General features: G+C 68.0%; 21 protein-coding genes and 2 tRNA genes. 15 read left to right on the top strand and 8 right to left on the bottom strand.

Translation table 11 applies throughout. From position 1 onward, the window contains the following. The first annotated feature begins 22 nt into the window (after positions 1-22). Complete coding sequence (locus F620_RS0109210; RefSeq protein WP_026331391.1) at positions 23-934, top strand: NAD(P)-dependent oxidoreductase; 912 nt, start codon at positions 23-25, stop codon at positions 932-934. 5 nt (positions 935-939) lie between these two features. Here F620_RS0109210 and mltF read toward each other — a convergent pair whose 3' ends face one another. The 5 genes from mltF to F620_RS0109185 form a co-directional block, all read right to left on the bottom strand. Next, positions 940-2,421 (bottom strand): membrane-bound lytic murein transglycosylase MltF, encoded by a 1,482-nt coding sequence (gene mltF / locus F620_RS0109205; protein WP_019570335.1) that lies wholly within the window; start codon positions 2,419-2,421, stop codon positions 940-942. A 63-nt stretch (positions 2,422-2,484) separates the two neighbouring features. Next, positions 2,485-3,345, bottom strand: coding sequence for a diiron oxygenase (locus F620_RS0109200; RefSeq protein WP_018869353.1), 861 nt, complete (start codon positions 3,343-3,345; stop codon positions 2,485-2,487). 78 nt (positions 3,346-3,423) lie between these two features. Beyond that, complete coding sequence (locus tag F620_RS0109195) at positions 3,424-4,023, bottom strand: nucleoside triphosphate pyrophosphatase (protein WP_019570334.1); 600 nt, start codon at positions 4,021-4,023, stop codon at positions 3,424-3,426. A 3-nt stretch (positions 4,024-4,026) separates the two neighbouring features. Then, the gene (gene oadA, locus F620_RS0109190; RefSeq protein ID WP_019570333.1) at positions 4,027-5,874 is read right to left on the bottom strand and encodes a sodium-extruding oxaloacetate decarboxylase subunit alpha; all 1,848 of its coding nucleotides are present in this window, start codon (positions 5,872-5,874) and stop codon (positions 4,027-4,029) included. A 40-nt stretch (positions 5,875-5,914) separates the two neighbouring features. Continuing rightward, the gene (locus F620_RS0109185; RefSeq protein ID WP_026331390.1) at positions 5,915-7,345 is read right to left on the bottom strand and encodes an acetyl/propionyl/methylcrotonyl-CoA carboxylase subunit alpha; all 1,431 of its coding nucleotides are present in this window, start codon (positions 7,343-7,345) and stop codon (positions 5,915-5,917) included. Positions 7,346-7,476: 131 nt separating this feature from the next. On the opposite strand from F620_RS0109185, the gene F620_RS0109180 reads away from it, so the two are divergent. The 11 genes from F620_RS0109180 to F620_RS0109130 all read left to right on the top strand — a co-directional run bounded on the left by F620_RS0109180 (position 7,477) and on the right by F620_RS0109130 (position 16,015). Continuing rightward, on the top strand, positions 7,477-8,004 hold the full coding sequence (locus F620_RS0109180) for a DUF177 domain-containing protein (RefSeq protein ID WP_026300845.1): 528 nt from the start codon (positions 7,477-7,479) through the stop codon (positions 8,002-8,004). 104 nt (positions 8,005-8,108) lie between these two features. Then, a complete protein-coding gene (gene rpmF / locus F620_RS0109175; RefSeq protein WP_018869358.1) occupies positions 8,109-8,306 on the top strand; it encodes a 50S ribosomal protein L32 in 198 nt (65 codons plus the stop codon). Positions 8,307-8,399: 93 nt separating this feature from the next. Beyond that, on the top strand, positions 8,400-9,428 hold the full coding sequence (gene plsX, locus F620_RS0109170) for a phosphate acyltransferase PlsX (protein WP_018869359.1): 1,029 nt from the start codon (positions 8,400-8,402) through the stop codon (positions 9,426-9,428). Next, positions 9,425-10,387 carry a beta-ketoacyl-ACP synthase III gene (locus F620_RS0109165; RefSeq protein WP_019570331.1) on the top strand — a complete coding sequence of 321 codons (963 nt, stop codon included), beginning with the start codon at positions 9,425-9,427 and terminating at the stop codon, positions 10,385-10,387. Before plsX ends, F620_RS0109165 begins: the two co-directional genes overlap by 4 nt. A gap of 13 nt (positions 10,388-10,400) precedes the next feature. Next, on the top strand, positions 10,401-10,877 hold the full coding sequence (locus F620_RS0109160; protein ID WP_019022017.1) for a CYTH domain-containing protein: 477 nt from the start codon (positions 10,401-10,403) through the stop codon (positions 10,875-10,877). Beyond that, positions 10,870-11,535 carry a uracil-DNA glycosylase gene (locus tag F620_RS0109155; RefSeq protein ID WP_026331389.1) on the top strand — a complete coding sequence of 222 codons (666 nt, stop codon included), beginning with the start codon at positions 10,870-10,872 and terminating at the stop codon, positions 11,533-11,535. Before F620_RS0109160 ends, F620_RS0109155 begins: the two co-directional genes overlap by 8 nt. A 7-nt stretch (positions 11,536-11,542) precedes the next feature. After that, positions 11,543-13,369 (top strand): excinuclease ABC subunit UvrC, encoded by a 1,827-nt coding sequence (gene uvrC / locus F620_RS0109150; protein WP_019570329.1) that lies wholly within the window; start codon positions 11,543-11,545, stop codon positions 13,367-13,369. Between the two features lie 6 nt (positions 13,370-13,375). Then, positions 13,376-13,927 carry a CDP-diacylglycerol--glycerol-3-phosphate 3-phosphatidyltransferase gene (pgsA, locus tag F620_RS0109145; RefSeq protein WP_019570328.1) on the top strand — a complete coding sequence of 184 codons (552 nt, stop codon included), beginning with the start codon at positions 13,376-13,378 and terminating at the stop codon, positions 13,925-13,927. Positions 13,928-13,992: 65 nt separating this feature from the next. After that, positions 13,993-14,068 (top strand) — tRNA-Gly (locus F620_RS0109140). Between the two features lie 78 nt (positions 14,069-14,146). Continuing rightward, positions 14,147-14,220, top strand: a tRNA-Cys gene (locus tag F620_RS0109135). A 175-nt stretch (positions 14,221-14,395) separates the two neighbouring features. After that, entirely contained in the window at positions 14,396-16,015 is a 1,620-nt protein-coding gene (locus F620_RS0109130) for a methyl-accepting chemotaxis protein (RefSeq protein ID WP_026331388.1), read from the top strand. Between the two features lie 81 nt (positions 16,016-16,096). On the opposite strand, the gene F620_RS0109125 is transcribed toward F620_RS0109130, so the two are convergent. Continuing rightward, on the bottom strand, positions 16,097-16,621 hold the full coding sequence (locus F620_RS0109125; protein WP_019570326.1) for a hypothetical protein: 525 nt from the start codon (positions 16,619-16,621) through the stop codon (positions 16,097-16,099). Between the two features lie 183 nt (positions 16,622-16,804). On the opposite strand from F620_RS0109125, the gene F620_RS0109120 reads away from it, so the two are divergent. Continuing rightward, positions 16,805-17,992: an NAD(P)/FAD-dependent oxidoreductase gene (locus tag F620_RS0109120; protein ID WP_019570325.1), complete on the top strand. Its 1,188-nt coding sequence runs from the start codon at positions 16,805-16,807 to the stop codon at positions 17,990-17,992. A gap of 8 nt (positions 17,993-18,000) precedes the next feature. Here F620_RS0109120 and F620_RS0109115 read toward each other — a convergent pair whose 3' ends face one another. After that, positions 18,001-18,759, bottom strand: a complete 759-nt coding sequence (locus tag F620_RS0109115; RefSeq protein ID WP_019570324.1) for an OmpA family protein — start codon at positions 18,757-18,759, stop codon at positions 18,001-18,003. Between the two features lie 93 nt (positions 18,760-18,852). After that, complete coding sequence (locus F620_RS0109110) at positions 18,853-19,665, bottom strand: motility protein A (protein WP_018869369.1); 813 nt, start codon at positions 19,663-19,665, stop codon at positions 18,853-18,855. Between the two features lie 127 nt (positions 19,666-19,792). Here F620_RS0109110 and F620_RS0109105 point away from each other — a divergent pair, with 127 nt between their 5' ends. Both F620_RS0109105 and F620_RS0109100 read left to right on the top strand, forming a co-directional pair. After that, positions 19,793-20,377 carry a LemA family protein gene (locus F620_RS0109105; RefSeq protein ID WP_019570323.1) on the top strand — a complete coding sequence of 195 codons (585 nt, stop codon included), beginning with the start codon at positions 19,793-19,795 and terminating at the stop codon, positions 20,375-20,377. Positions 20,378-20,389: 12 nt separating this feature from the next. Beyond that, positions 20,390-22,366: a M48 family metallopeptidase gene (locus tag F620_RS0109100; protein ID WP_019570322.1), complete on the top strand. Its 1,977-nt coding sequence runs from the start codon at positions 20,390-20,392 to the stop codon at positions 22,364-22,366. Positions 22,367-22,388: the final 22 nt, after the last annotated feature.

Below are 22,388 nucleotides of genomic sequence, written 5' to 3'. Positions count from 1 at the left end.
TTTCCAGTCCGAGGAGTTTTCCATGTCGTCAGCGACGATCCCCGCCGCGTTGCAGCCGGTCGGCTGCGTGGGCCTGGGCATCATGGGCGGGCCCATGACCCGCAACCTGCTTGCTGCGGGGGCCGAGGTGCATGTCTGGGCCCGACGTCCGGAACAGGCGCGGGCCCTCGAACCGGAGGGTGCCCGGGTGCACGGGGATCTGGCCGGGCTGCTCGCGCAGGTCTGCGTCCTGGTGCTCAACGTTTCGGACACGCCCGACGTCGCGGCCCTGATGGAGGGGCCCGGCGGGGTGCTCGAACACGGTCGTCCGGGCCTGATCATCATCGACCACAGTACCATCGAGCCGGTACGTTCCCGCGAGCTCGCACGCGCCGCGGCGGAGCGTGACATGGTGTTCATCGACGCCCCGGTTTCGGGGGGCGAGCCCGGTGCCCGCGCCGGTACCCTGAGCCTGATGATCGGCGGGCCCGCGGACGCGGTCGAGCAGATCCGGCCCCTGCTGGAGGCCGTGGGCTCCACGCTCACCCATGTCGGTGACAGCGGTGCCGGGCAGATCGCCAAGGCCTGCAACCAGCTGGTGGTCGGCGAAACCCTGGCGGCGATCGGCGAGGCCTTTGCGCTGGCCGAGGGGCAGGGCGTGGATCCCGCACGCATTCGCGAGGCGCTGCTGGGCGGTTTTGCCGGATCGCGGATCCTCGAGGTGCACGGCCAGCGGCTGCTGGACGGCGACTTCGAGCCCGGCTTCCAGCTGGGACTCTACCAGAAGGACGCCGGGATCGTGGCCGAGCTGGCCCGGCGCACGGGTCTGGAACTGGACGGAGTCCGGCGGATCGGCGCTGCCGTGGATGCCGCCTGCGCGGACGGGCGCGGTGACGCCGACGTGTCCCTGCTGGCACGCTACTGTGCCGGATCGCCGGGAGGGCGTGCCGAATAACCCGGCTACAGTGCCAGCGGGGTGTCGCGATAGCCGTTGGCGGAGGGCTGCACGCGATCACCGGGTTCGGGAAAGCGCTGCATCAGCTTGTCGTAGTAACTGCGGATATTGCGGGTGTAGCTGACCGGCTCCCAGCCGCGGGCGTAGCCGTGCCGGGTCTGTTCGTACCAGCGGGATTCGGCCAGTCGCGGCAGCCATTCCTTCACGTCGACCCAGCGGTCCGGGTCGTCGCCGTTGTTGGCGGCCAGCGCACGTGCGTCGTTCACATGCCCCAGGCCCACGTTGTAGGCGGCCAGGGTCATCCAGGTCCGGTCCGGTTCGGGGATGCTTTCCGGCAGGCGTTCGCGCATCTGCAGCAGGTAGCGCGTGCCCCCGTCCACCGAGGCCTGTGGATCGGTGCGGTCGGGGATCCCCAGATCCTGCGCGGTGGCCCGGGTGAGCATCATCAGGCCCCGCACCCCGGTGGGCGAGACCGCGTCGGGGTTCCAGTGCGATTCCTGATAGGCCACGGCGGCAATGAAGCGCCAGTCGAGGTTGTATTTCTCGCCGGCGGCCTCGAACAGATCGCGAAAACGTTCCAGACGGTCATGGACGCGTCGCTCGAAGGTCAGGGTGTCCACCAGGTCGTGGGTCTCCAGGTGGCCGAGGTAACGATCCAGTAGCCGTTCCAGTTCACCGGTGTCCCGCAGGGACTGCAGGAAGCGTCCGGCTTCACGTTCCAGGCTGGTGTCGCCACGGTCGGGAAACAGCCAGACCAGCGGGGTGGTGCCGGCCAGTTCGTAGCCGGCGCGCAGTTCGGGATGCAGCCGCTGCAGGCGCCGGTATTCCAGCGATGTCATCAGGGCAAAGTCGATCTCGCCGCGCTCCAGGGCGTCGCGCATCCGCTCCGGCCCGGGCAGGGGCAGGACTTCATGCGGGGCCGTGGTGGCGACATCATCCTGGCCATTCTCCCGGTGCGGGCGATGCAGCATGGGCGGCAGCGATGCCCCGGCGGGGACGCCGATCCGGCTGCCTGCGGGGATGTCCATGGGCGACAGCAGGGGGCCGCCGTTCTCGGACCCCTGCCAGTAGGCCAGGATACGCTGAACCTCGAGAATCTCGGGGCCCCGTCGCAGTCCGGCATCGTTGCCCGGCGGTACCAGAAGACCGGCTCCAAGATCGACATGACCGGCCCGGAGCAGGGCGTGGACATCCGCGGGGCGTTCCACGCGCCGGACCTCCAGGGAAACGCCCAGACGCTCGGCGAGGCGGTCGAGGAGCTCCAGTTCCAGTTGTTCGCGCCCCCCGTAGTCCGCCAGGTCGGAGCGGCCCAGGGCATGTTCCACGAAGGCCACCCGCAGTTCCTCGCGGAACTGGATCTGCTCGGTGACCGGCGCGGGCTGCAGCCATACCCGCAGTGCTATGGCGACCAGCACCACGACGAACACGCCCAGTTCGATCTGGTGGCGCGTGGAGAGTGCGGGGCGGAGGCGGCGGGTCGGGCGCATGGGCCGAAGGGTAGCGCATCGTGCCGCTCGGGATCCGTGATCCGGATCAGCGGCCGGTTCGGGTCAGCGCCAGTGCAGCACCAGGCCCTGTTCGCGCAGGAGCTGCAGGGCGGGATCCACGCAGTCGTCGATGAACGCGGCGCGCTGCGGGTTGTTGCGGGCGACACGGCAGTAGTCGGGGCCCTCGGGCAGCCCGGCCAGCTGATAGATGTCCTGCGTGGGGTAATAGAACGCGTGCACGAACTGGCGGAACACCCGGCGCATCAGCGGCCGGTACAGCATCTTCTGCCAGTTCGGCAGGGTTTCCATGTGCTGTTCCAGCGTATCCCGGGCGTGGGCCATGTGCCGCGCCTCGTCGATCATGTGCGTGGTGACCACGTCGTGCACCGTGGGGCTGATGGTCTCGCGGTGGCGGCGGATCAGCCGGTTCATGCGGTCGGGGACCTCTTCGCCGATCATCACCGCAATCCAGAACACCGCCGATTCGAACGGGGCGAAGCGTCCGACCAGCGTGGCCATGCGCGGCTTGGGGAACCGCCGGAGCGGCAGTTCCAGGCCGCTGCGCCGCATGAACTCGATGAACATCAGGCTGTGACCGGCTTCTTCGCGCAGTTCGTGCAGACGGTAATTGAGCCGGTCGAGGCGGTCGGCGGAGTGCATCGAGATGCGCGCGATGCGCTCCATGAACAGCCCCTCCAGCCACAGGGCCCCGCTGATGAAGTAGATGAATTCGTATTGCGACAGGCGCCGTTTGAGCGCATCGGACAGGCGGTCGTATTCCGGCGTGCCGTACAGCGAGATGGCCGGCTCCGGGATCCAGAAATCGTCCAGGGACAACGCCTCCCATTCCACTCGCAGGAGCGGATCCTCGTAGGGCGCGCTGTTGCGGCTCAGATGGTCGAGCAGCTCCTGCGACGAATTCATCAGGGGATCACCGGGCAATGGCTGCAGTCAGTCGCGCGAATCATACCCGCAAACCGCTGCCGGACCAATGTCCCGGATTCAGGTACGCGGGGGAACGCTCACGCCCGCCGCGCGCAGCAGGGCGGCCAGCCGGATCAGGGGCAGGCCGACCAGTGCGGTGGGGTCCTCGGTGTCAATGCGTTCGAACAGGCTGATGCCAAGACCCTCCGAACGGAAACTGCCGGCGCAGTCCAGCGGCTGGTCCTGGCGTACGTACGCGGCGATCTCGGCGGCGTCCAGATCGCGGAAGGTCACCCGGCAGGGGATCTCTTCCACTTGTGCCTCGCCGGTTGCGGTGTCCAGCAGACAAAGCCCGGTGTGGAAGGTGACCGTGCCCCCCGAAAGCATTGCCAGTTGCTCGCGGGCGCTTGTTTCGTCTCCGGGTTTGCCCAGGATGCGCCCGGCATGGGCGGCGTTCTGGTCGGAACCGATGATCAGGGCGTCGCCGTGGCGCCCGCTGACCGCGCGTGCCTTGGCTTCGGCCAGGCGGCGGACCAGATCCGCCGGTGCTTCGCCGGGGTACGGCTGTTCGTCCACGGTGGGGGCATCGGTGCCGAACGGCAGCGCCAGACGCTGCAGCAGCTGTGCGCGATAGGGCGAGGTCGAGGCAAGGATGACGCTGCGTTCCGGTGATGGCATGGCTCAGTCTCCCGTGGCGACGGCGGTTTCGACCGTCACCAGCACGCACCCGGCGGTCACCGCGGCGCCGCGCTCCACATGGACTGCGGTCACGGTGCCTGCGGCGGGGGCGACGAGTTCGGATTCCATCTTCATGGCCTCGACCACCACCACCGCCTGCCCGGCCTCCACCGGGTCGCCCGGGGCCACCAGGATGTCCACCACGGTACCGGGCAGGGTAGTAGTGACATCCCCGGGGCCGGCCGCCGGCCCCGCGGCGCCGCCGGCGGATGGCGCCGCCGACTCCGCTGCGGACGTCCCGGAGGGGCCGGTGACCTGGGTATCCAGGGTGTGCACGCCAACCTCTTCGGGCAGGCCGTCCACGCTGAGGAACAGGGTCCGGTGGCCATCGGCGCGGGGTCCGCTGCCGCGGATCTCGATCTCGTGGTCTTCGCCGTCGAGCTGCAGGATGAAACGCCGCGGCGCGGGGCAGCCGGGGCGGTCATCGCCGGGCAGGTCCAGGGGTTCCGGGGCGAGGGTCCCGGCACGCCGGTCCTCGAGGAAGCGTCGGCCGATCTCGGGGAACAGCGCGCAGGTGAGGACGTCCTCCGGCGATTCGGCCAGATCCCCGGCCTCGGCGGTGAGACGCTCCATCTCGGGTTCCAGGTGATCGGCGGGCCGTTCTTCCAGCACCGGCTCGTCGCCGATCGCCCGGCGCCGCACTTCGGCATTCACCGGTCCCGGGGCCCGGCCATAGTGCCCGCCGAGATAGCGCTTCACTTCGTTGCTGACATGGGCGTAGCGCTCTCCGCCGAGCACGTTCATCACCGCCTGGGTGCCCACGATCTGAGAAGTCGGGGTGACCAGCGGCGGGTATCCGAGATCCTCGCGGACCCGCGGCACTTCCTCCAGCACCGCGTCGAAATGATCCAGGGCACCCTGTTCGCGCAGCTGGCTGGCGAGATTCGAGACCATGCCACCGGGCACCTGGTTGACCTGAACCCGGGTGTCCACCCCGGTGAAGCGACTCTCGAAGCGGTGGTACTTCGGCCGCACGTCGTGGAAATGGCGGGCGACGGTCTGCAGCGCTTCCAGGTCAAGGCCGGTGTCGTGTTCCGTGCCGGCCAGTGCGGCCACCATGCTCTCGGTCGGCGGGTGGCTGGTACCGCCGGCGAATGGCGTCAGCGCGGTTTCGATGTGCCGGCAGCCGGCACGGATCGCCTCCCAGTGGCACAGCTCGGACAGGCCCGAGGTTGCGTGGGCATGCAGATGCACGGGTACGTCCAGGGCGTCGACCAGTTCGGTGACCAGTTCGCGCGTGGCCGAAGGTGTCAGCAGTCCGGCCATGTCCTTGATCGCGATGCTCTGCGCCCCCATGGCCGTGAGTTCGCGCGCCAGCGCCACGAACTGGCCGCTGTCATGCACTGGCCCGGTGGTGTAGCAGAGCGTGCCCTGGGCGTGGGCCCCGGCCTCGCGGGTCGCCTCGATCGCCACCCGCAGGTTTCGCGCATCGTTCATCGCGTCGAAGATGCGGATGATGTCGATCCCGCCTGCCACCGCGCGCTCCACGAAGGCGCGCACCACGTCGTCGGCATAATGGCGATAGCCCAGCAGATTCTGGCCACGCAGCAGCATCTGCAGCGGGGTGCGGGGCAGGGCGGCCTTCAGGCGATGCAGCCGTTCCCACGGGTCCTCGCCCAGGTAGCGCAGGCAGGCGTCGAAGGTGGCGCCGCCCCAGACCTCCAGTGAGTGGAAGCCGATGGCATCCAGCTGCGCACAGGCCGGCAGCATGTCCTCGGTCCTCAGGCGGGTCGCGATCAGGCACTGGTGCCCGTCGCGCAGGGTCACGTCGGTCAGGCGAACGCGGTCCATGGGCGGTCCATTGGCAGAAGGGAAAGGGATGGTCGGCTCATCATGCCCATGTCTGCAGGCCGTGATGGGCGGCGATCGCGGCCGCCACCAGTGCCGCCCGGCGGCGCGGATCGGGCCGCGGCCGGAGGTGTGCCAGCCCGGGTCGGGCTTCGATGAATCCGGTGTCGAAGTGGCCGCTGCGGAAATCCGGATCGTCCAGAATGGCCAGGTGGTAAGGCACGGTGCTGTGTACGCCGCGCAGTTCGAGGTCGTTCAGCGCACGCTGGCAACGGGCCAGCAGGGCGGGCCAGGTATCGGCGTGAACGATCAGCTTGGCGCACATCGAGTCGAAATTCGGCGGGATCACGTAACCGTCGTACAGCGCGCTGTCGGTGCGCACCCCCGGGCCCCCGGGCGGCACGAAACGCGTGATCCGGCCCGTGTCGGGGCGGAAGTCGTTCGCCGGGTCTTCGGCATTGATGCGGAATTCGATCGCCATCCCGCGCGGGTGGATATCGGCCTGGGTGAATCCCGGCGGTTCACCGGCCACCACGCGCAGCTGCGCCTGAACCAGATCGATGCCGGTGATCATTTCGGTGACCGGATGTTCCACCTGAAGACGCGTATTCATCTCCATGAAATGAAAGGACCCTTCATGGTCCAGGAGGAACTCGACCGTCCCCGCGTTGCGGTAGCCCGCCGCCTCGGCGGCGCGCACCGCCAGGGCGCCGAGGTGTTCCCGCTGGTCGCTCGTCAGGGCCGGCGACGGGGCGATCTCCAGGAGTTTCTGGTGACGCCGCTGGATGGAACAGTCGCGCTCGTACAGGTGGACGGCGCGGCCGGAGGCATCGGCGAGGATCTGGACTTCGATGTGGCGTGGATTGAGCACCGCCTTCTCGAGGAAGATCTCGGTGCGGCCGAAGGCCCGCGTGGCCTCCGAGCGTACGCGTTCGAACTGCCGCTCCACCGCGGCGGCGTCCTCGCACAGGCGAATCCCGCGTCCGCCGCCCCCGCTGGTCGCCTTGAGCATCACCGGGTAGCCGATGCGGTCGGCCACCGCGCGGGCTTCCTCGGCATCGGCGAGGTTGCCGTCGGATCCGGGCGTGACCGGGACACCGGCCGCCTGCATGGTTGCCCGCGCGGCGACCTTGTCGCCCATGCGCCGGATGACCTCGGCCGGCGGACCTACCCAGATCAGGCCGGCCTGCGTGACGGCCTCGGCAAAATCGGCGTTTTCCGACAGGAAGCCGTAGCCCGGATGCACGGCGTCGCAGCCCCGCGCCCGGGCGGCTTCCACCAGGCGGGCGGTGTCGAGGTAACCGGACTCGGTGTCGGGGCCGAGGTCGACCGCTTCCGCCGCGCGATGGACATGCAGGGCGTGGCGGTCGGCGTCCGTATGTACGGCCACCGGCGTGACGCCCAGCTCGCGGCAGGCGCGGATGATCCGGACGGCGATCTCGCCGCGGTTGGCGATCAGGAGTTTGCGGATCAACATCGCTCTCCGGGCGACCCTGGAAACCGCAGTATCGACACGCCCGGGGGGTGCTCGCAAGTTTCTGTTTCGGTTTGACGCCCTGTTCGCGCGCGCGCATAATCCGCGCCCTTGTACACGGTCCCGTTTGCATGAGCCGCGTCCCCGCCTCACTTGATCCGCAGCAGCCCCGCGTCCAGCAGCGCGAGTTCGTCATGGACGCGCTCGTGGCCGGCGATCTGCCGCGTCTGCGTGCCGAGTCGCTGGAGGGCCATCCGCTGCATGTGGCGGCGCGCTTCGAGATCCGGCGGGGGGCGCTGGGCGAGCTGCGGCTCTCCGGGACCATCGAGGGCGAGCTGTGGCACGAGTGTCAGCGCTGTCTGCAGCCGATGGCCTGGCGTTTTCGCCTGACGCCGGACGCGGTGCTGGTGCCGCTGGAGGGCTCCATCGAGGGCCTCGACGCCGGTGACGACTTCATCGAGCTGGATGCCGAGGGCCTGCTGCGCCCGCGCGACTGGGTGGAGGAGGAGGTCCTGCTGGCCTGGCCGCTGGTGCCGCGCCACGAGGACTGCAACACCGGTCGGACGGACGAATTCGCCGAGGGTGAGGGACGCGAGAATCCGTTTGCGGTGCTGGCCGGGCTGAAGGACGACCTTGCCGGCCGCGGGGACGATTCCTGACCCGACCGCGGGGACCGGGGCGGGCATTCGCCGCGGTGAAACGCTATACTGCCGCCCGTTTCACGGGCTATCCGTACCAACTGGCTTCAATCTGGAGATTCATCATGGCCGTTCAGCAACGCCGCAAGACCCGTTCCAAGCGCGACATGCGCCGTTCCCACGACGGGCTCAAGGGCGCGACCCTGTCCACCGATCCGACCACGGGCGAGATCCATCGCCGGCATCACGTGACGCCGGATGGTTTCTATCGCGGCCGTCAGGTCGTGCAGCAGCCGGTCGAAGTCGACGACGACGAAGACTGAATTGCAGGACATGCGGGGGCCACGGGGTGACGGGCCTCGTGGCCCCGTTGTTTCCGGGGAGCCCCGGTTCCGGCAGCCACAACGGTACTCGGCATGAGCAGCAGCTACACCATCGCCCTGGACGTGATGGGCGGCGATCACGGCGTGTCCGTGGTGCTTCCGGCAGCGCGACGGGCCCTCAAGGGGCAGGGCGATTTCCGGCTTCAGCTGGTCGGTGACCGGGAGGTCATCGAGCCGGAACTGGAGGACTGGAACGCGTCCGAGCGCGATCGGGTGGAGATCGTCCATGCGTCCCAGGTGGTCGGCATGGAAGAACTGCCGGCCGTCGCCCTGCGGACGAAGCGTGATTCTTCCATGCGGGTCGCCATCGACCAGGTGCGCAAGGGCGAGGCCCAGGCCTGCGTGAGCGCCGGCAACACCGGTGGACTGATGGCCACCGCGCGTTACGTGCTCAAGACCCTGCCCGGGATTGACCGGCCGGCGATCGCCACCGCCCTGCCGTCGATGAACGCCCATACCCACATGCTGGATCTGGGCGCCAACGTCGATGTCGAGGCCGAGCACCTGTATCAGTTCGCGGTGATGGGCTCGGTGCTGGCGAAGGCCGTGGACGGCCTGGACAGCCCGCGGGTCGGTCTGCTGAACATCGGCTCGGAGGCGATCAAGGGCAACGACCGCGTGCGCGAAGCCGGGCGCATGCTCGAGGAATCCTCACTGAACTACGTCGGTTTTGTCGAGGGCAATGATGTCTACTGCGGTGACGTCGACGTGGTGGTCTGCGACGGCTTCGTCGGCAACGTCGCGCTTAAGACCAGCGAAGGCGTGGCGAAAATGATCACCAGCAACATGAAGGCCGAGTTCCGCAGCTCGCTGTACTCGCGTCTGGCCGGGTTGATGGCACTGCCGGTGCTGCGCCGACTGCGCCAGCGGTTCGATCACCGGCGCTATAACGGCGCCTCGCTGCTGGGGCTGCAGGGCATCGTCATCAAGAGTCATGGGAGCGCGGATTCGCTGGCCTTCGCCAATGCCATCCGCATTGCGCGGATCGAGGCCGAGGCCAATATCGCGACCCGCATCGACAAGCAGCTGGAGCGGCTGCTGCGGCAGGAGACGCCGGAGTGAACCACGCCCGTATTGCCGGAACCGGGAGCTACCTCCCCGAGCGCATCCTCACCAACGAGGAACTGGAATCCATGGTCGAGACCTCCGACGCCTGGATCCGCGAGCGCACGGGCATCCGCGAGCGGCACATCGCCGCGGAAGAGGAGCTGACCTCGGATCTGGCGCTGCAGGCGTCGCAGCGTGCTCTGGATGCCGCCGGCCTGAAGGCCTCCGACCTGGACCTGATCCTGGTGGCGACCACGACGCCCGACCAGATCTTCCCCAGCACCGCCTGTATCCTGCAGGCCAAGCTGGGGGTCGGCGGCTGCCCGGCGTTCGACATCCAGGCGGTGTGCAGCGGCTTCGTGTACGCCCTGGCGACCGCCGACCGTTTCATGCGCAACGGCGGGCCGCGGCACGTACTGGTGGTGGGGGCCGAGACGCTGTCGCGCATCACCGATTACACCGACCGCTCGAACTGCATCCTGTGGGGCGATGGTGCCGGCGCGGTGGTGCTCTCGCGGTCCACGGATCCCGGCATCATCTCCACCCACCTGCATGCCGACGGCCAGCACCGCTCCCTGCTGGAAGTCCCGGGGGGGATTTCGCAGCCGGGTGACAACCCCGATCTGGACTTTATCCGCATGGAAGGCCGGGCGGTGTTCCGCGTGGCGGTCAATACCCTGGACCAGATCGTCGACGAAACCCTGGAGCACAACGGGATCGACAAGTCGGAACTGGACTGGCTGGTCCCGCATCAGGCCAACATCCGCATCATCCAGGCCACCGCGAAGAAGCTGAACATGTCCATGGATGACGTGGTGGTCACCGTGGATCGACACGGAAACACCTCGGCGGCCTCGGTGCCACTGGCGCTGGACACGGCGGTACGCGACGGACGCATCAAGCGCGGGGACCTGATCCTGACCGAGGCCTTCGGCGGCGGCTTCACCTGGGGCTCGGCCCTGATCCGCATGTAGGGGAAACACCGACATGGGACGCGAAATCGAACGCAAGTTCCTGCTGGCAGGGGACGGCTGGCGCGAGCAGGCGCACCGTTCCTGTTACATGCGCCAGGGCTACCTGTGCGGCAACGACCGGGCGTCCATCCGCGTTCGGGTGGAGTCGGGGGCCGCCAACCTCAACATCAAGAGCGCGACCCTGGGTGTGGAGCGCGACGAATACCAGTACCCGGTTCCGGAAGCCGAAGCACACACAATGCTGGATACCCTTGCCGGAGCGCAGGTGGAGAAGACCCGCCACTGGGTCGATCACCACGGCTGGGTGTTCGAGGTGGACGAATTCCACGGCGCGAATGCGGGGCTGATCGTCGCCGAGCTGGAACTCGACGATGCGGACGCCGAATTTCCGCGTCCGGATTGGCTCGGCGACGAGGTCTCGCACGATCCGCGCTATTACAACACCGAACTGGCGCGCCACCCCTACAGCGAGTGGGAGCGGGGTGAGTAACCCGGCGGAGGGGGCGCCATCCCCGGAACCGCCCGGGGGGTTCGTCCCCGACTGTCGACGCTGTTCCCGCCTGGCACAGTTCCTCGACGAGGTGCGTGCGGAGCACCCCGGCTACCATGCGGCTCCGGTGCCGTCGTTCGGACCGGCCGATGCAAGCCTGCTGATCGTCGGCCTCGCCCCCGGAATGCACGGCGCCAACGCGACGGGGCGGCCGTTCACCGGCGATTATGCCGGCATCCTGCTGTACGCCACCCTGCACGAATACGGTTTTGCCAGCGCGCCCGAGAGCGAACGGGCCGATGACGGCCTGATGCTGCTCGACTGCCGCATCACCAATGCGGTGAAATGCCTGCCACCGCAGAACCGTCCGACCACCGCCGAGATCCGCGAATGCAACGGCTACCTGGCGGCGGAGATCGCCGGGGTTCGTCCGCGCGTGATCCTGGCGCTGGGCAAGGTCGCCCACGATGCGGTGCTGCGCACGCGCGGGCTGGCACTTGCCCGGCACCCGTTTGCCCACGCCGCGGAGCACCGGCTGGATGACGACATCGTGCTGGTGGACTCCTATCACTGCTCGCGCTACAACACCCAGACCGGGCGCCTGACCCCGGCGATGTTCCGGACGCTGTTCGCCCGCATCCGTGAACAGGTATCCTGACAGCGCCATGAGCGCGCCAGAGACCGGATTCGACCCCGAACCCTTCCTCGAGAACCTGACCCGTTCGCCCGGCGTGTACCAGATGCTGGACGTGGACGGGAAGGTGCTCTATGTGGGCAAGGCCCGCAACCTCCGCAGCCGCGTCACCAGCTATTTCCGCGGCGGGGATGACCGCGGTCCGCGCATCCGTTCGATGGTGCGGCAGATCGCGGACATCCGCATCGCGGTCACGCACACCGAATCCGAGGCGCTGCTGCTGGAGGCCAATCTCATCAAGCAGCACCGGCCGCGCTACAACGTGCTGCTGCGCGATGACAAGAGCTATCCCTATATCTTTGTTTCCGGCCACGAGTATCCGCGTCTGGGGTTTCATCGCGGGGCGAAGAAAAAGGGCGTGCGCTATTTCGGGCCCTATCCATCGGCCGGGGCGGTGCGCGAAAGTCTCGCACTGCTGCAGAAGCTGTTTCAGGTGCGCCAGTGCGAGGACAGCGTGTTCGCGCATCGCAGTCGGCCGTGCCTGCAGTACCAGATCGGTCGCTGTACCGCCCCCTGCGTGGACTATATTTCACCGGAGGAGTATGCCCGCGACGTCGAGGCCAGCGTGCGTTTCCTGGAGGGTGACAGCGAGGCGGTGATCGGTGATCTGATGGAACGCATGGAGTCCGCCTCGGCCGCACTCGAGTTCGAGAAGGCGGCGCGCCTGCGCGATCAGATCGGCCGGCTGCGCGAGATCTCGCAGCAGCAGTTTGTCGCCGGCGGCGAGGGCAATGCCGACGTGATCGCCCTGGCGCAGTCGGGCGGGAGTTTCGCGGTGGAGGTGTTCTTCGTACGCAATGGCCAGAACCTGGGCAACAGCGAGCTGTTCCCGGACGTGCCGGAGGCGGCCGGCCACGACGAGATCATGGCGGCCGTGCTGGCGCAGTACTATGCCGAACGCGAGCCCCCGCCGCAGGTGCTGCTGTCGCATGAACCCGAGGGGGCCGAGGCCCTCGAAACCCTGCTTGGCGAGCGCCGCGGGGCACGCGTGCGGCTGGCGTGGTCGCTGCGGGGCGAACGCGCACGCTGGGTCGACATGGCGCAGCGCAATGCCGAGCAGGCCCTGAAGACCCGGTTGGCCAGTCAGGCCGGGCAGACCGCGCGCCTGGATGCGCTCACCGCAGAGCTCGAACTGGAGGCGCCGCCGCGGCGCATGGAATGCTTCGACATCTCGCACACCCGCGGCGAGGGCACCGTGGCGTCCTGCGTGGTGTTCGGGCCGGAAGGGCCGATCAAGTCCGATTACCGGCGCTTCAACATTGAAGGGATCGAGCCGGGCGATGACTATGCCGCGATGCACCAGGCGCTCAGTCGCCGTTTCGCGCGCCTGAAAAAGGGCGAGGGCTGGGAACCGGACATCCTGTTCATCGACGGGGGCAAGGGGCAGGTCACCCAGGCCCTGAACGTGCTGGCCGATCTGGGGCTGGATCACATCCGGGTGGTCGGGGTGGCCAAGGGCGAAGAACGCCGGCCCGGCATGGAAACCCTGGTGTTGAGCGGGGTGGAGGCGCCTTCTATACTGCCGCCCCATTCGAGTGCACTGCACCTGATTCAGCAGATCCGTGACGAGGCCCATCGTTTCGCGATCAGCGGTCATCGGGCGCGGCGGGCGAAGGCGCGCAAGGAGTCCACCCTCGAGTCGATTCGCGGGCTGGGGCCTAAGCGTCGCACTGCGTTGCTCAAGCACTTTGGCGGGCTGCGCGGGGTCTCCCGCGCGGGGGTCGACGAGCTGGCCAAGGTGCCCGGCATCAATCGTCGCCTGGCGCAGGCGATCTACGACCAGTTCCACGAGGCCTGATCCGACATGTTTCCACGACTCCCCACCTGGCTGACCTGGTCGCGTATCGTGATGATCCCACTGATGATCGGGGCCTTCTATGCGCTGCCGATGCCGGCGGCGGGGATCGTGGCGGCCATCATCTTTGCGCTGGCTGCGGTGACCGACTGGCTGGACGGTTATCTGGCCCGGCGCTGGTCGGTGACCAGCCGCTTCGGCGCCTTTCTCGATCCGGTGGCGGACAAGCTGATCGTCGCTGCCGCGCTGGTGCTGGTGGTGGACTACAACCCCGGTGTGGGGCTGGCGCTGGCCGCGATCGTGATCATCGGTCGCGAGATCGCGATCTCGGCACTGCGGGAATGGATGGCCGAAGTCGGGACCAGCGCGAAGGTGGCGGTTTCCTGGATCGGCAAGTTCAAGACCAGTGCCCAGATGGTGGCCATCTTTCTGCTGCTGTGGGCCGAGCCGGTGGCGGGACTGTCGCTGTTCCTGATCGGGGAATGGCTGCTGTATCTGGCGGCGGTGCTGACGCTGGTGTCCATGGTGCAGTACATGCTGGCCGCGGCCCGGGACGCCTGAACGAATTTTTCGGATCCGGTGTTGACGAAGCCGGCGCTGTCTGTAGAATACGCATTTGTCGACGGGCGGGAATAGCTCAGCTGGTAGAGCACAACCTTGCCAAGGTTGGGGTCGCGAGTTCGAATCTCGTTTCCCGCTCCAAACGATTTCCCGAAGCCCCGGCACCGCCGGGGCTTTCTGTTTCGGCGGCATCCAAGACCGTCGAACAAGCCTTGCCCCGGCTGGGTGGCAGAGTGGTGATGCAGCGGACTGCAAATCCGCGTACCTCGGTTCGATTCCGGGCCCAGCCTCCATCTTCGATTGCAGGCCCGCCGGCCTTTATGCTGGCGGGCCTTTTCGTTTGTGGGGTGCCTGCCGGGGGGTTCGGCGCTCCCTTCGGGCATTCAAGGTTGGGGCCGAACGGCCGAAAACCCGGATGGAGGCGCCGGTGAGTCCGGGCGCCCGCAATCCATGACCTCGGGGTACCGCATGCTGCGTCGCCTGTACGATCTTCCCATCTGGCTGAGGCTGCTCGGCGTCATCTGGCTGATCCTGGTCTTCGTCTGGTCCGGCATGATCGGATGGGCGGTGCTGGAGCAGCGTGACACCGCACAGGAGCAGGCCGGGCATTTTGCCGGCAGCCTGCACGAGATGACCTGGGCCGGACTGACGACCCTGATGATCACCGGCACCATGGACCAGCGTCACGAGTTCATGGAACAGATCCAGGAAATGGGCAATGTGCGGGATCTCCGTGCCGTGCGCGGCGACGGCGTGATCGAGCAGTGGGGTGAGGGGACGGAAGAAAGCGCCCCCCGTGATGAAATCGAGCGCGAGGTCCTCGCCGGTGGCGAATCGTTCGTCAGCGTGGACCGCGAGACGGACGAGCTCCGCGTGGTCATGCCGATCCGCAATGAGCGCGACTACCTGGGGCGCAACTGCATGACCTGTCACGGGGTCGCGGAGGAAGGCGAGGTTCTCGGGGCCACTTCCATGCGTCTCGACATGACCGAGGTGCACGAGGGGGCGACGAATTTCGGGATCCAGCTGTTCGGCTTCGCGATCCTGGTCAGCCTGCCGCTGCTGGGTGCGATCTTTCTGTTCATCCGGCGTTTCGTCACGCGGCCCCTGGCCGAGATGACGGAAGGGTTGCGTGACATCGCCGGGGGCGGGGGCGATCTGACCCGGCGGCTGGACGTGCACGGCGATGACGAGGTCGGGCGTGCGGCCCGGGCGTTCAACGACGTGATGGAACAGTTCCGCTCCCTGATCGGCGCAGTGGTCGGTTCCAGCGGGCAGCTGACTTCGGCGGCCGAAGAGGTCTCGAACGTGTCCGACCGCACGCGCGAAGGCGGGGATCGTCAGCGTCGGGAGATCGAGCAGGTGGCCACCTCGATGAACGAGATGAGCGCCACGGCCCAGGACGTGGCCCGCAACTCGCAATCGGCGACCGAGGCGGCGCACCGCTCGCTGGAATCCACGCGCAGTGGCCAGGAGGTGGTGCAGCGGACCGTAACCGGGATCGAGCAGCTGGCCTCCGAGGTGCATCGCGCCGCGGAGGCAATCCAGCGGGTCGAGCAGGATTCGGAGAGCATCGGCAAGGTACTGCAGGTGATCCAGGAGATCGCCGAACAGACCAATCTGCTGGCGCTGAACGCCGCGATCGAGGCCGCGCGTGCCGGAGAGGCGGGACGTGGGTTCGCGGTGGTGGCCGACGAAGTACGGGCCCTCGCGTCGCGTACGCATGAATCCACGGAGGAGATCCGGCGCACGGTCGAGACCCTGCAGGGGGGCACGCGCAATGCCGTGGAGGTGATGCAGGCCGGCGAGGAACGGGCACGCGCGACCGTGGATCAGGCCGGCGAGGCCGGTTCGGCGCTGGAGGACATCCGCGAGGCGGTGCAGTCGATCACCGAGATGATTGACCAGATCGCCAGCGCGGCCGAGCAGCAGAGCCAGGTCGCCGAGACCATCAACCGCAATGTCACCACGGTGACCGAGGAGGCCGAGCAGAACGCCGAGGGGGCGAGCCAGGCCAGCGATTCGGCAGCGGAACTGATGCGCCTGGCGCGCGAGCTGCAGGAGATGACCCGGCGCTTCCGCGTATGAGGTTTGTCACCCGTCCGGTGGTGGAGGGTGATGCGGGCGGCCCGCCGCGGCAGGGCGGGCGCGATCAGCTGGGCCGGGAGGTCAGACCTGGATGTCCAGAGTGGAACCCGCGGTGTTGATGCCGCGGTTGTCCATGGTTCCGTCGGGCATCAGGGTGGCGGCCAGGTTGTTCTCGGCCGCCTGCTCCTCTTCGCGGGCAGCGAGTTCGGCGGATCGGGCGTCACCGTTGTCGGAAGCACCGTCGACGCTGCTTGCCTCGTCGGTGGCGCTGACGGCGTTACCGCCCTCGGGCCCGTTGATGGCACCGGCGGCCGTGGCCCCGCCCGCGGCGTTCGTTTCCTGGGTGCCGCTGACCTGAGCGATGCCACGCGCGGCCGAGGGGTTGTCGGCGGCCTGAACCGACGGGCCGGCTCCGCCCTGGTTGGCGCCGATCGCCGCGGCCTGCCCCGGCTGGGCCTGTTGTGCCCCGGGCGTGGCCTGGTTCGCCTGGGCCGAGCCCGGTTGCTGGGCCCCCGGGGCGCGGTTCTGGTCCGTGTTCTGGCTGGCATTCACGGCCGCCGCCTGGCTGGCCATCGCGGCCGGATTGGGTCCGATCCCGTTGATCATGGGTCGCTCCTGTCGAGGTTGGCCGTCGGCCGGTCCATGCGGGGAGGCCGGGCCCGGGTCGGTGCCCGGTCGGGCGCATGGCTACAGCCGGGCGCCTGCTACGTGCTCCTTTTCCAGTATAGAACAATCAAGGGGCAGCGTGCCGCCGGTCACCCGCGCGCGGCTCCGGTAGAATGCCGCCCCATGAATGAAACGACGGAAATCTTCGATGTCGCGGTGATCGGGGCCGGGGCCGCGGGCATGATGTGCGCGGCGGTAGCGGGAGCCCGCGGGCGCCGCGTGGTCCTTCTGGATCACGCGGACCGGGCCGGCAAGAAGATCCTGATGTCCGGGGGCGGCCGCTGCAACTTCACGAACATGGATTGCGGGCCGGAGAACTTCCTGTCCGCGAATCCGCATTTCGTGAAATCGGCCCTGGCGCGCTACACGCCCTGGGATTTCGTGGCCCTGGTGGCGGCGCACGGGATCCCGTATCACGAAAAGAAGCTCGGTCAGCTGTTCTGCGACCATTCGTCGAAGGACATCGTGCGCATGCTGCTGGACGAATGCGCCACGGCCGGGGTGACCCTGCGGACGTCCACGCCCGTGGAGGTTGCCACCGATCAAGCGCCGTGGCGCCTGCGCACGCCGTCCGCGGTCATCGAGGCCGAATCCCTGGTGATCGCGACCGGCGGCTACCCGATCCCGCGGATGGGCGCGACGGGCTTCGGCCTGGATCTGGCGCAACGCCTGGATATCCCGCTGGAGCCGACGCGGCCCGCGCTGGTTCCGCTGACCCTGGACGGTGACGCACGTACGGCGGTGGAGGGGCTGTCCGGCATTGCGCTGGACGCGGTGGCCGAGGCGGGCGATGCGGGCTTTCGCGAGAATGTGCTGTTCACCCACCGGGGCGTGAGCGGTCCGGCGATCCTGCAGGTCTCCTCGTACTGGCAGCCGGGGCAATCGGTGACGGTGGATTTCTTCCCCGGCGAGTCCCTGGAACAGGGGCTTCGCGCAGCGCGCGAAGACATGCCGAAGCGCCAGCTGCTCCGGGTGCTGGGCGAATGGCTCACCCGGCGGGTCGCCCGGCACTGGCTGGATCCGGAGGTGGCGGAGCGGCCGCTGGAGCGATTCTCCGACGCCGAGCTGGCCGCGCTGGCCGGTCGTCTCCAGCCCTGGGTGTTCACGCCGTCGGGGACCGAGGGCTATGCCCGTGCGGAGGTCATGGCCGGGGGCGTGGACACCCGCGCCCTGTCGTCGCGCACCTGCGAGGCAAAGGGATACCCGGGGCTTTATTTCATCGGCGAGGTGGTGGATGTCACCGGGCATCTCGGGGGCCACAATTTCCAGTGGGCCTGGGCCTCCGGTCACGCCGCCGGCGAGGTCGCCTGATCCGGGTCTCAGGAGTCGGCGGGGGTTTCGAGCACGATGGATACGCGGCGGTTCTCCGCACGCCCTTCCGGGGTGTCGTTGTCGGCCACCGGTCGGGTGTCCGCGTGGCCGACCGCCTGCAGGATGCCGGGGTCGATGCCGCGGTCGACGAGATAGCGCACTACACCGCTGGCGCGCGTCGAGGAGAGTTCCCAGTTCGACGGGAAGCGCGGGGTCGCGATGGGCACGTTGTCCGTATGGCCCTCGATGGTCACGCGACCCTCGTGTTCTTCCAGCAGCGGAAGGAGGTCGTCCAGCAACGCCTGCCCGTCGGCGGCCAGATCGGCCTGCGCGGTGGCGAACAGTATGTCGTCCTGGATCCGCAGCTCGATGCTGCCGGGCTGTTCGATGACCTCGACGCCCTCCGGCGCGCGGTCGCGCATGTCGCGCACTGCCTCGGGATCGGCCTCCGGCGGCGGGTCGTCGGCCGGGGTCGCCACGGGCGAGGGCGGATCGGCGCCCAGCGGCGGATCTTCGACCGGCCCGGGGGGCACTTCCGGGGCCTCGGGTGACAGCCGGAACAGGCGCGGATCGACCAGATTGGAGAGGTCGCGATAGACCAGCTCCACCGGGTCGTCATCGGCGGCGCGGATGCTTTCGTCCCGCGGTTCGGCGAAGGTCAGCATGATCACGAAGACCACGATCACCAGGGTCAGTACGTCGAGGTAGGTCAGGATCCAGGCGTGTTCGTCCTCGCGCAGGCTTTCCCCGCTGCGTCCGGTCTCCACTGCGAGCGTCTCGCGCGGGAGGACGTGGTCTCCCTCGCGAGTGGATCCCCGGTCAGACGGGGTCGATTGCGGCTCGCCGTGGGTGGCCATGGTTCAGCGTCCGCCGCTCTCCGCTTCGTCTTCGGCGACGGACGGTGCCTGACGGATTTCATCGTGGTGGTTCTCGGCGAACGAACGCAGGGTCTCGCGGATGTAGCCGGGGGTGCGGCCCTTGCGCATCAGCATGATGCCCTCCAGCACCATGGTCATGACCACCACCCGTTCCTCGGTGCGCCGTTCCAGCTTGATGGCGATCGGCCGGAACACCAGGTTGGCCAGCAGAATGCCGTAGAAGGTGGTGATCAGGGCAATGCCGAGGTTCACCGCGATCACCGCGAAGTCGTCGGTGTCGGTGGTCAGCAGCAGGTTGATCAGGCCCAGGAGGGTCCCCAGCATGCCGAAGGCCGGGGCGTAGGTGGCCATGGTGCGATAGACCTGGGCCTCGGCGAGTTCGCGGGCACGCAGGCGGGCCAGGCGCCAGTGCAGCAGGTCGGACACGTCTTCCATCGGGGTGTCGTCGATCACCAGCTGCACCCCGGTCTTCAGGAAGGGGTTGCGCAGGGTCTCCAGGCGTTCCTGCACCCGGGCCAGGTTCTGCGCGAACCACAGGCGCGAGACCTCGACGATCTCCTCCATGTCCTGGGTGACGTCGTAGCGTTCGTCACGGATGACCGTGGCCGCGAGACGGAACACCCGTACCAGCTCGTGCAGGGGGTAGCTGAGCAGGGTGGCTGCCAGGGTACCTCCGAGCACGATGCCGAGGCCGGGAAGGTTGAGGAACACCAGCAGATCCTGGCTGGTGAAGGCGATGATGCTGACGAACAGCACGACGCCGCCGATCATGCCCAGCAGGGACGAAAGATTCATGGGAGCCGCCGCCGGAGTGGGTGTATGCCATCAAGGATAAACGTCCCGCGTCCGCGCGTCGCGCTCGCGAGCGGACGGCGTAACGCGTACACTGCCAAGACCTCGTTACACGCATGGGAGAAGCGACATGGAATGGGTCCTGCTCGGGATCGTGATCCTCCTGGTGATCTGGGGGGTGTGGACGTACAACCGCCTGGTGACGTCGCGCAATCGCTATCAGAACGCGTTCGCGCAGATCGATGTGCAGCTCAACCGCCGGTATGACCTGATCCCCAATCTGGTGAAGGTCGCGGATCGCTACATGGCGCACGAGAAAGATACGCTGGAGGCGGTCATCGAGGCCCGGAACCAGGCTCAGAGCAGCTTGCAGAAGGCGGCGGCCGATCCTTCCAACCCCGAGGCCCTGCGTGAGCTGTCGCAGTCCGAACAGGGGCTGTCCGGCGCGCTCGGGCGTCTGTTCGCGCTGTCCGAGGCCTATCCTGACCTCAAGGCGAACGAAAACATGATGCAGCTCTCCGAAGAGCTGAGCAGCACCGAGAACCGCATCGCCTACGCGCGGCAGGCATTCAACGACGCGGTGATGAGTTACAACATCCTGCGCGAAATGTTCCCCAACAGCCTGATCGCGAACAACTTCGGTTTCCGTCGCGCCGAGCTGCTGGAAATCGAGGATCCGCAGCGCCGGGAGGCAGTCGAGGTCAACTTCCAGTAAGCGAGCCCGACCATGAACTTTTTCGAACACCAGGACCGGGCGCATCGCCGCACCCGGGTCCTGCTGGTCCTGTTTTCCCTCGCCGTCCTGGCCATCGTGGTGGCGATGAACGCGATCGCCCTGCTGTTTCTGGGCCACGATCCATCGGCACAGCCGGGCGAGCCGCTGCAGCTGGACGAACGGGTCCGGAACAATCTCGATCTCCTGTTCTGGGTGACCCTGTTCACGATCGTCCTGATCGGTGGCGCGAGCCTTTACCGGGCGTCGTCACTGCGGGGCGGGGGTGGCCAGGTCGCCCGGGAGCTGGGTGGCACGCGGGTCGAGCCGGACACCCGGGATCCGCTGCGCCGACGCCTGGTCAACGTGGTCGAAGAAATCGCGATCGCCTCCGGGGTGCCGGTACCGGAGATCTACGTGCTGGAGGAAGAAAGCGGCATCAATGCCTTTGCCGCGGGGCATGCGCCGGGTGACGCGGCCATCGCGGTGACCCGGGGAGCCCTGGAAACCCTCAACCGCAACGAGCTCCAGGGCGTCGTGGCCCATGAATTCGGACACATCCTCAATGGCGACATGCGCCTGAACATTCGTCTGATTGGAATCCTGTACGGGATCCTGGTGCTCGCGCTGGTGGGGCAGCGCGTGCTGATCGCCATGCGTTTCTCGCGTGACAGCCGCAATGCCGCCGGCCTGATGGCCGCGGGGCTGGCACTGCTGGTGGTGGGCTATATCGGCCTGTTCTTCGGCCGCTGGATCCGGGCCTCGGTTTCACGCCAGCGCGAGTATCTGGCGGACGCCTCGGCCGTGCAGTTCACCCGGCAGCCGGACGGCATCGCCGGGGCCCTGAAGAAGATCGGCGCACGTCATGCCCGCCTGGATGCGGACTCCGAAGAAGTGGGGCACATGCTCTTCGCCAGCGGGGGGCTCGGGCGCATGTTCGCGACGCACCCGCCGCTGGAGGAGCGGATCCGGGCGATCGAACCGGGTTTCGATCCGTCCGAGCTGGAGGAGGTCGCCCGGCGCATGCGTGAAGAAGCCGAGGCCGAGCAGGCCGCGGCCGAGGCAGCCGCCGAGCAGCAGGAAAAGGAAGACCAGCGGGGCCCCGGGGGGCTGCCCCTGGATGCCGACCGCCTGGTGGACGGCATTGCCGATCCGGGACTGGCGCAGATACTGGGTGCCGGGATTCTGATGGCCTCGATGCCGGGGCCGCTGGAACAGGCCGCCCACAGCGATGGCTGGGCGGCCGAGGTGATCCTGTATCTCCTGATGAATGCCGACCCCGAAGTGCGTGAGCAACAGCGCCTGATGGTCGCGGAGAAACGCGGCGGCGACAGCGAGCGCAGGGTCGGCCAGCTGCTCGAGATGGTGCCGCAACTGCGCGACGACCTGCGGATTCCGCTGCTGGAGATGGCCTTCCCGGTGTTGCGCCGGCACCCGCGCGAGGAACGCGAGCAGCTGCAGGAACTGGTGGAACGCCTGATCCATGCGGATGGCCGGGTTTCGGCATTCGAATATGCCCTGGGGCGTCTGCTCAATCGGCACCTGATGGATGCCGGAAAGCCCGGTGAGGACGGTGCCGGCGGACATGGGCGACTGGACCGGCACCACGAAGAGGCCCGGTTCCTGCTTGCCGTGCTTGCGCGTCATGGCCATCCCGGGGACCCGGACGCCGGACGCGCCGCACTGGCGGCGGGGATCGAGCGCATCGAGGGAGCGGCGCCTGCCGCGGTGGATTTCCCCGAAGCCTGGACCGAATCCGAAGGGAGCCGGGCGTGGGCCGGCGTCCTCGACCGGGTACTGGATACCCTCGATGCGCTGCGCATGGCGGACAAGGAGCGGCTGGTGCGGGCCATGCTGACGACGGTGACGCACGGGGGGCAGGTACGGACCGCGGAAGTGGAACTGCTGCGGGCCATGGCGGCGTCGATACACGTCCCGCTGCCGCTGGCGGAATTCGCCGCCGGTGAGGAAGGAATGCCCTCCGCCGATTGACGCGGTATCATCCGCCGCGTCT

The organism is Thioalkalivibrio sp. ALE11, assembly GCF_000381205.1.
Classification (GTDB): Bacteria; Pseudomonadota; Gammaproteobacteria; order Ectothiorhodospirales; family Ectothiorhodospiraceae; genus Thioalkalivibrio.
The sequence above is the reverse complement of the archived record's forward strand: the minus strand, read 5'-3'. Positions and strand labels throughout refer to the sequence as shown.

What these genes read in the sequence shown, in the direction of transcription:
- F620_RS0109110 (WP_018869369.1), bottom strand. Translation starts at nt 19,665, where the DNA reads ATGAATCTTTCGTCCCTGCTGGGCATGATCGGCGGCGTCGTGCTGTTC.
- F620_RS0109130 (WP_026331388.1), top strand. Translation starts at nt 14,396, where the DNA reads ATGCTGCGTCGCCTGTACGATCTTCCCATCTGGCTGAGGCTGCTCGGC.
- F620_RS0109210 (WP_026331391.1), top strand. Translation starts at nt 23, where the DNA reads ATGTCGTCAGCGACGATCCCCGCCGCGTTGCAGCCGGTCGGCTGCGTG.
- F620_RS0109180 (WP_026300845.1), top strand. Translation starts at nt 7,477, where the DNA reads ATGAGCCGCGTCCCCGCCTCACTTGATCCGCAGCAGCCCCGCGTCCAG.
- F620_RS0109195 (WP_019570334.1), bottom strand. Translation starts at nt 4,023, where the DNA reads ATGCCATCACCGGAACGCAGCGTCATCCTTGCCTCGACCTCGCCCTAT.
- F620_RS0109160 (WP_019022017.1), top strand. Translation starts at nt 10,401, where the DNA reads ATGGGACGCGAAATCGAACGCAAGTTCCTGCTGGCAGGGGACGGCTGG.
- rpmF (WP_018869358.1), top strand. Translation starts at nt 8,109, where the DNA reads ATGGCCGTTCAGCAACGCCGCAAGACCCGTTCCAAGCGCGACATGCGC.
- F620_RS0109105 (WP_019570323.1), top strand. Translation starts at nt 19,793, where the DNA reads ATGGAATGGGTCCTGCTCGGGATCGTGATCCTCCTGGTGATCTGGGGG.
- oadA (WP_019570333.1), bottom strand. Translation starts at nt 5,874, where the DNA reads ATGGACCGCGTTCGCCTGACCGACGTGACCCTGCGCGACGGGCACCAG.
- F620_RS0109100 (WP_019570322.1), top strand. Translation starts at nt 20,390, where the DNA reads ATGAACTTTTTCGAACACCAGGACCGGGCGCATCGCCGCACCCGGGTC.
- mltF (WP_019570335.1), bottom strand. Translation starts at nt 2,421, where the DNA reads ATGCGCCCGACCCGCCGCCTCCGCCCCGCACTCTCCACGCGCCACCAG.
- F620_RS0109120 (WP_019570325.1), top strand. Translation starts at nt 16,805, where the DNA reads ATGAATGAAACGACGGAAATCTTCGATGTCGCGGTGATCGGGGCCGGG.
- F620_RS0109200 (WP_018869353.1), bottom strand. Translation starts at nt 3,345, where the DNA reads ATGAATTCGTCGCAGGAGCTGCTCGACCATCTGAGCCGCAACAGCGCG.
- pgsA (WP_019570328.1), top strand. Translation starts at nt 13,376, where the DNA reads ATGTTTCCACGACTCCCCACCTGGCTGACCTGGTCGCGTATCGTGATG.
- F620_RS0109125 (WP_019570326.1), bottom strand. Translation starts at nt 16,621, where the DNA reads ATGATCAACGGGATCGGACCCAATCCGGCCGCGATGGCCAGCCAGGCG.
- plsX (WP_018869359.1), top strand. Translation starts at nt 8,400, where the DNA reads ATGAGCAGCAGCTACACCATCGCCCTGGACGTGATGGGCGGCGATCAC.
- uvrC (WP_019570329.1), top strand. Translation starts at nt 11,543, where the DNA reads ATGAGCGCGCCAGAGACCGGATTCGACCCCGAACCCTTCCTCGAGAAC.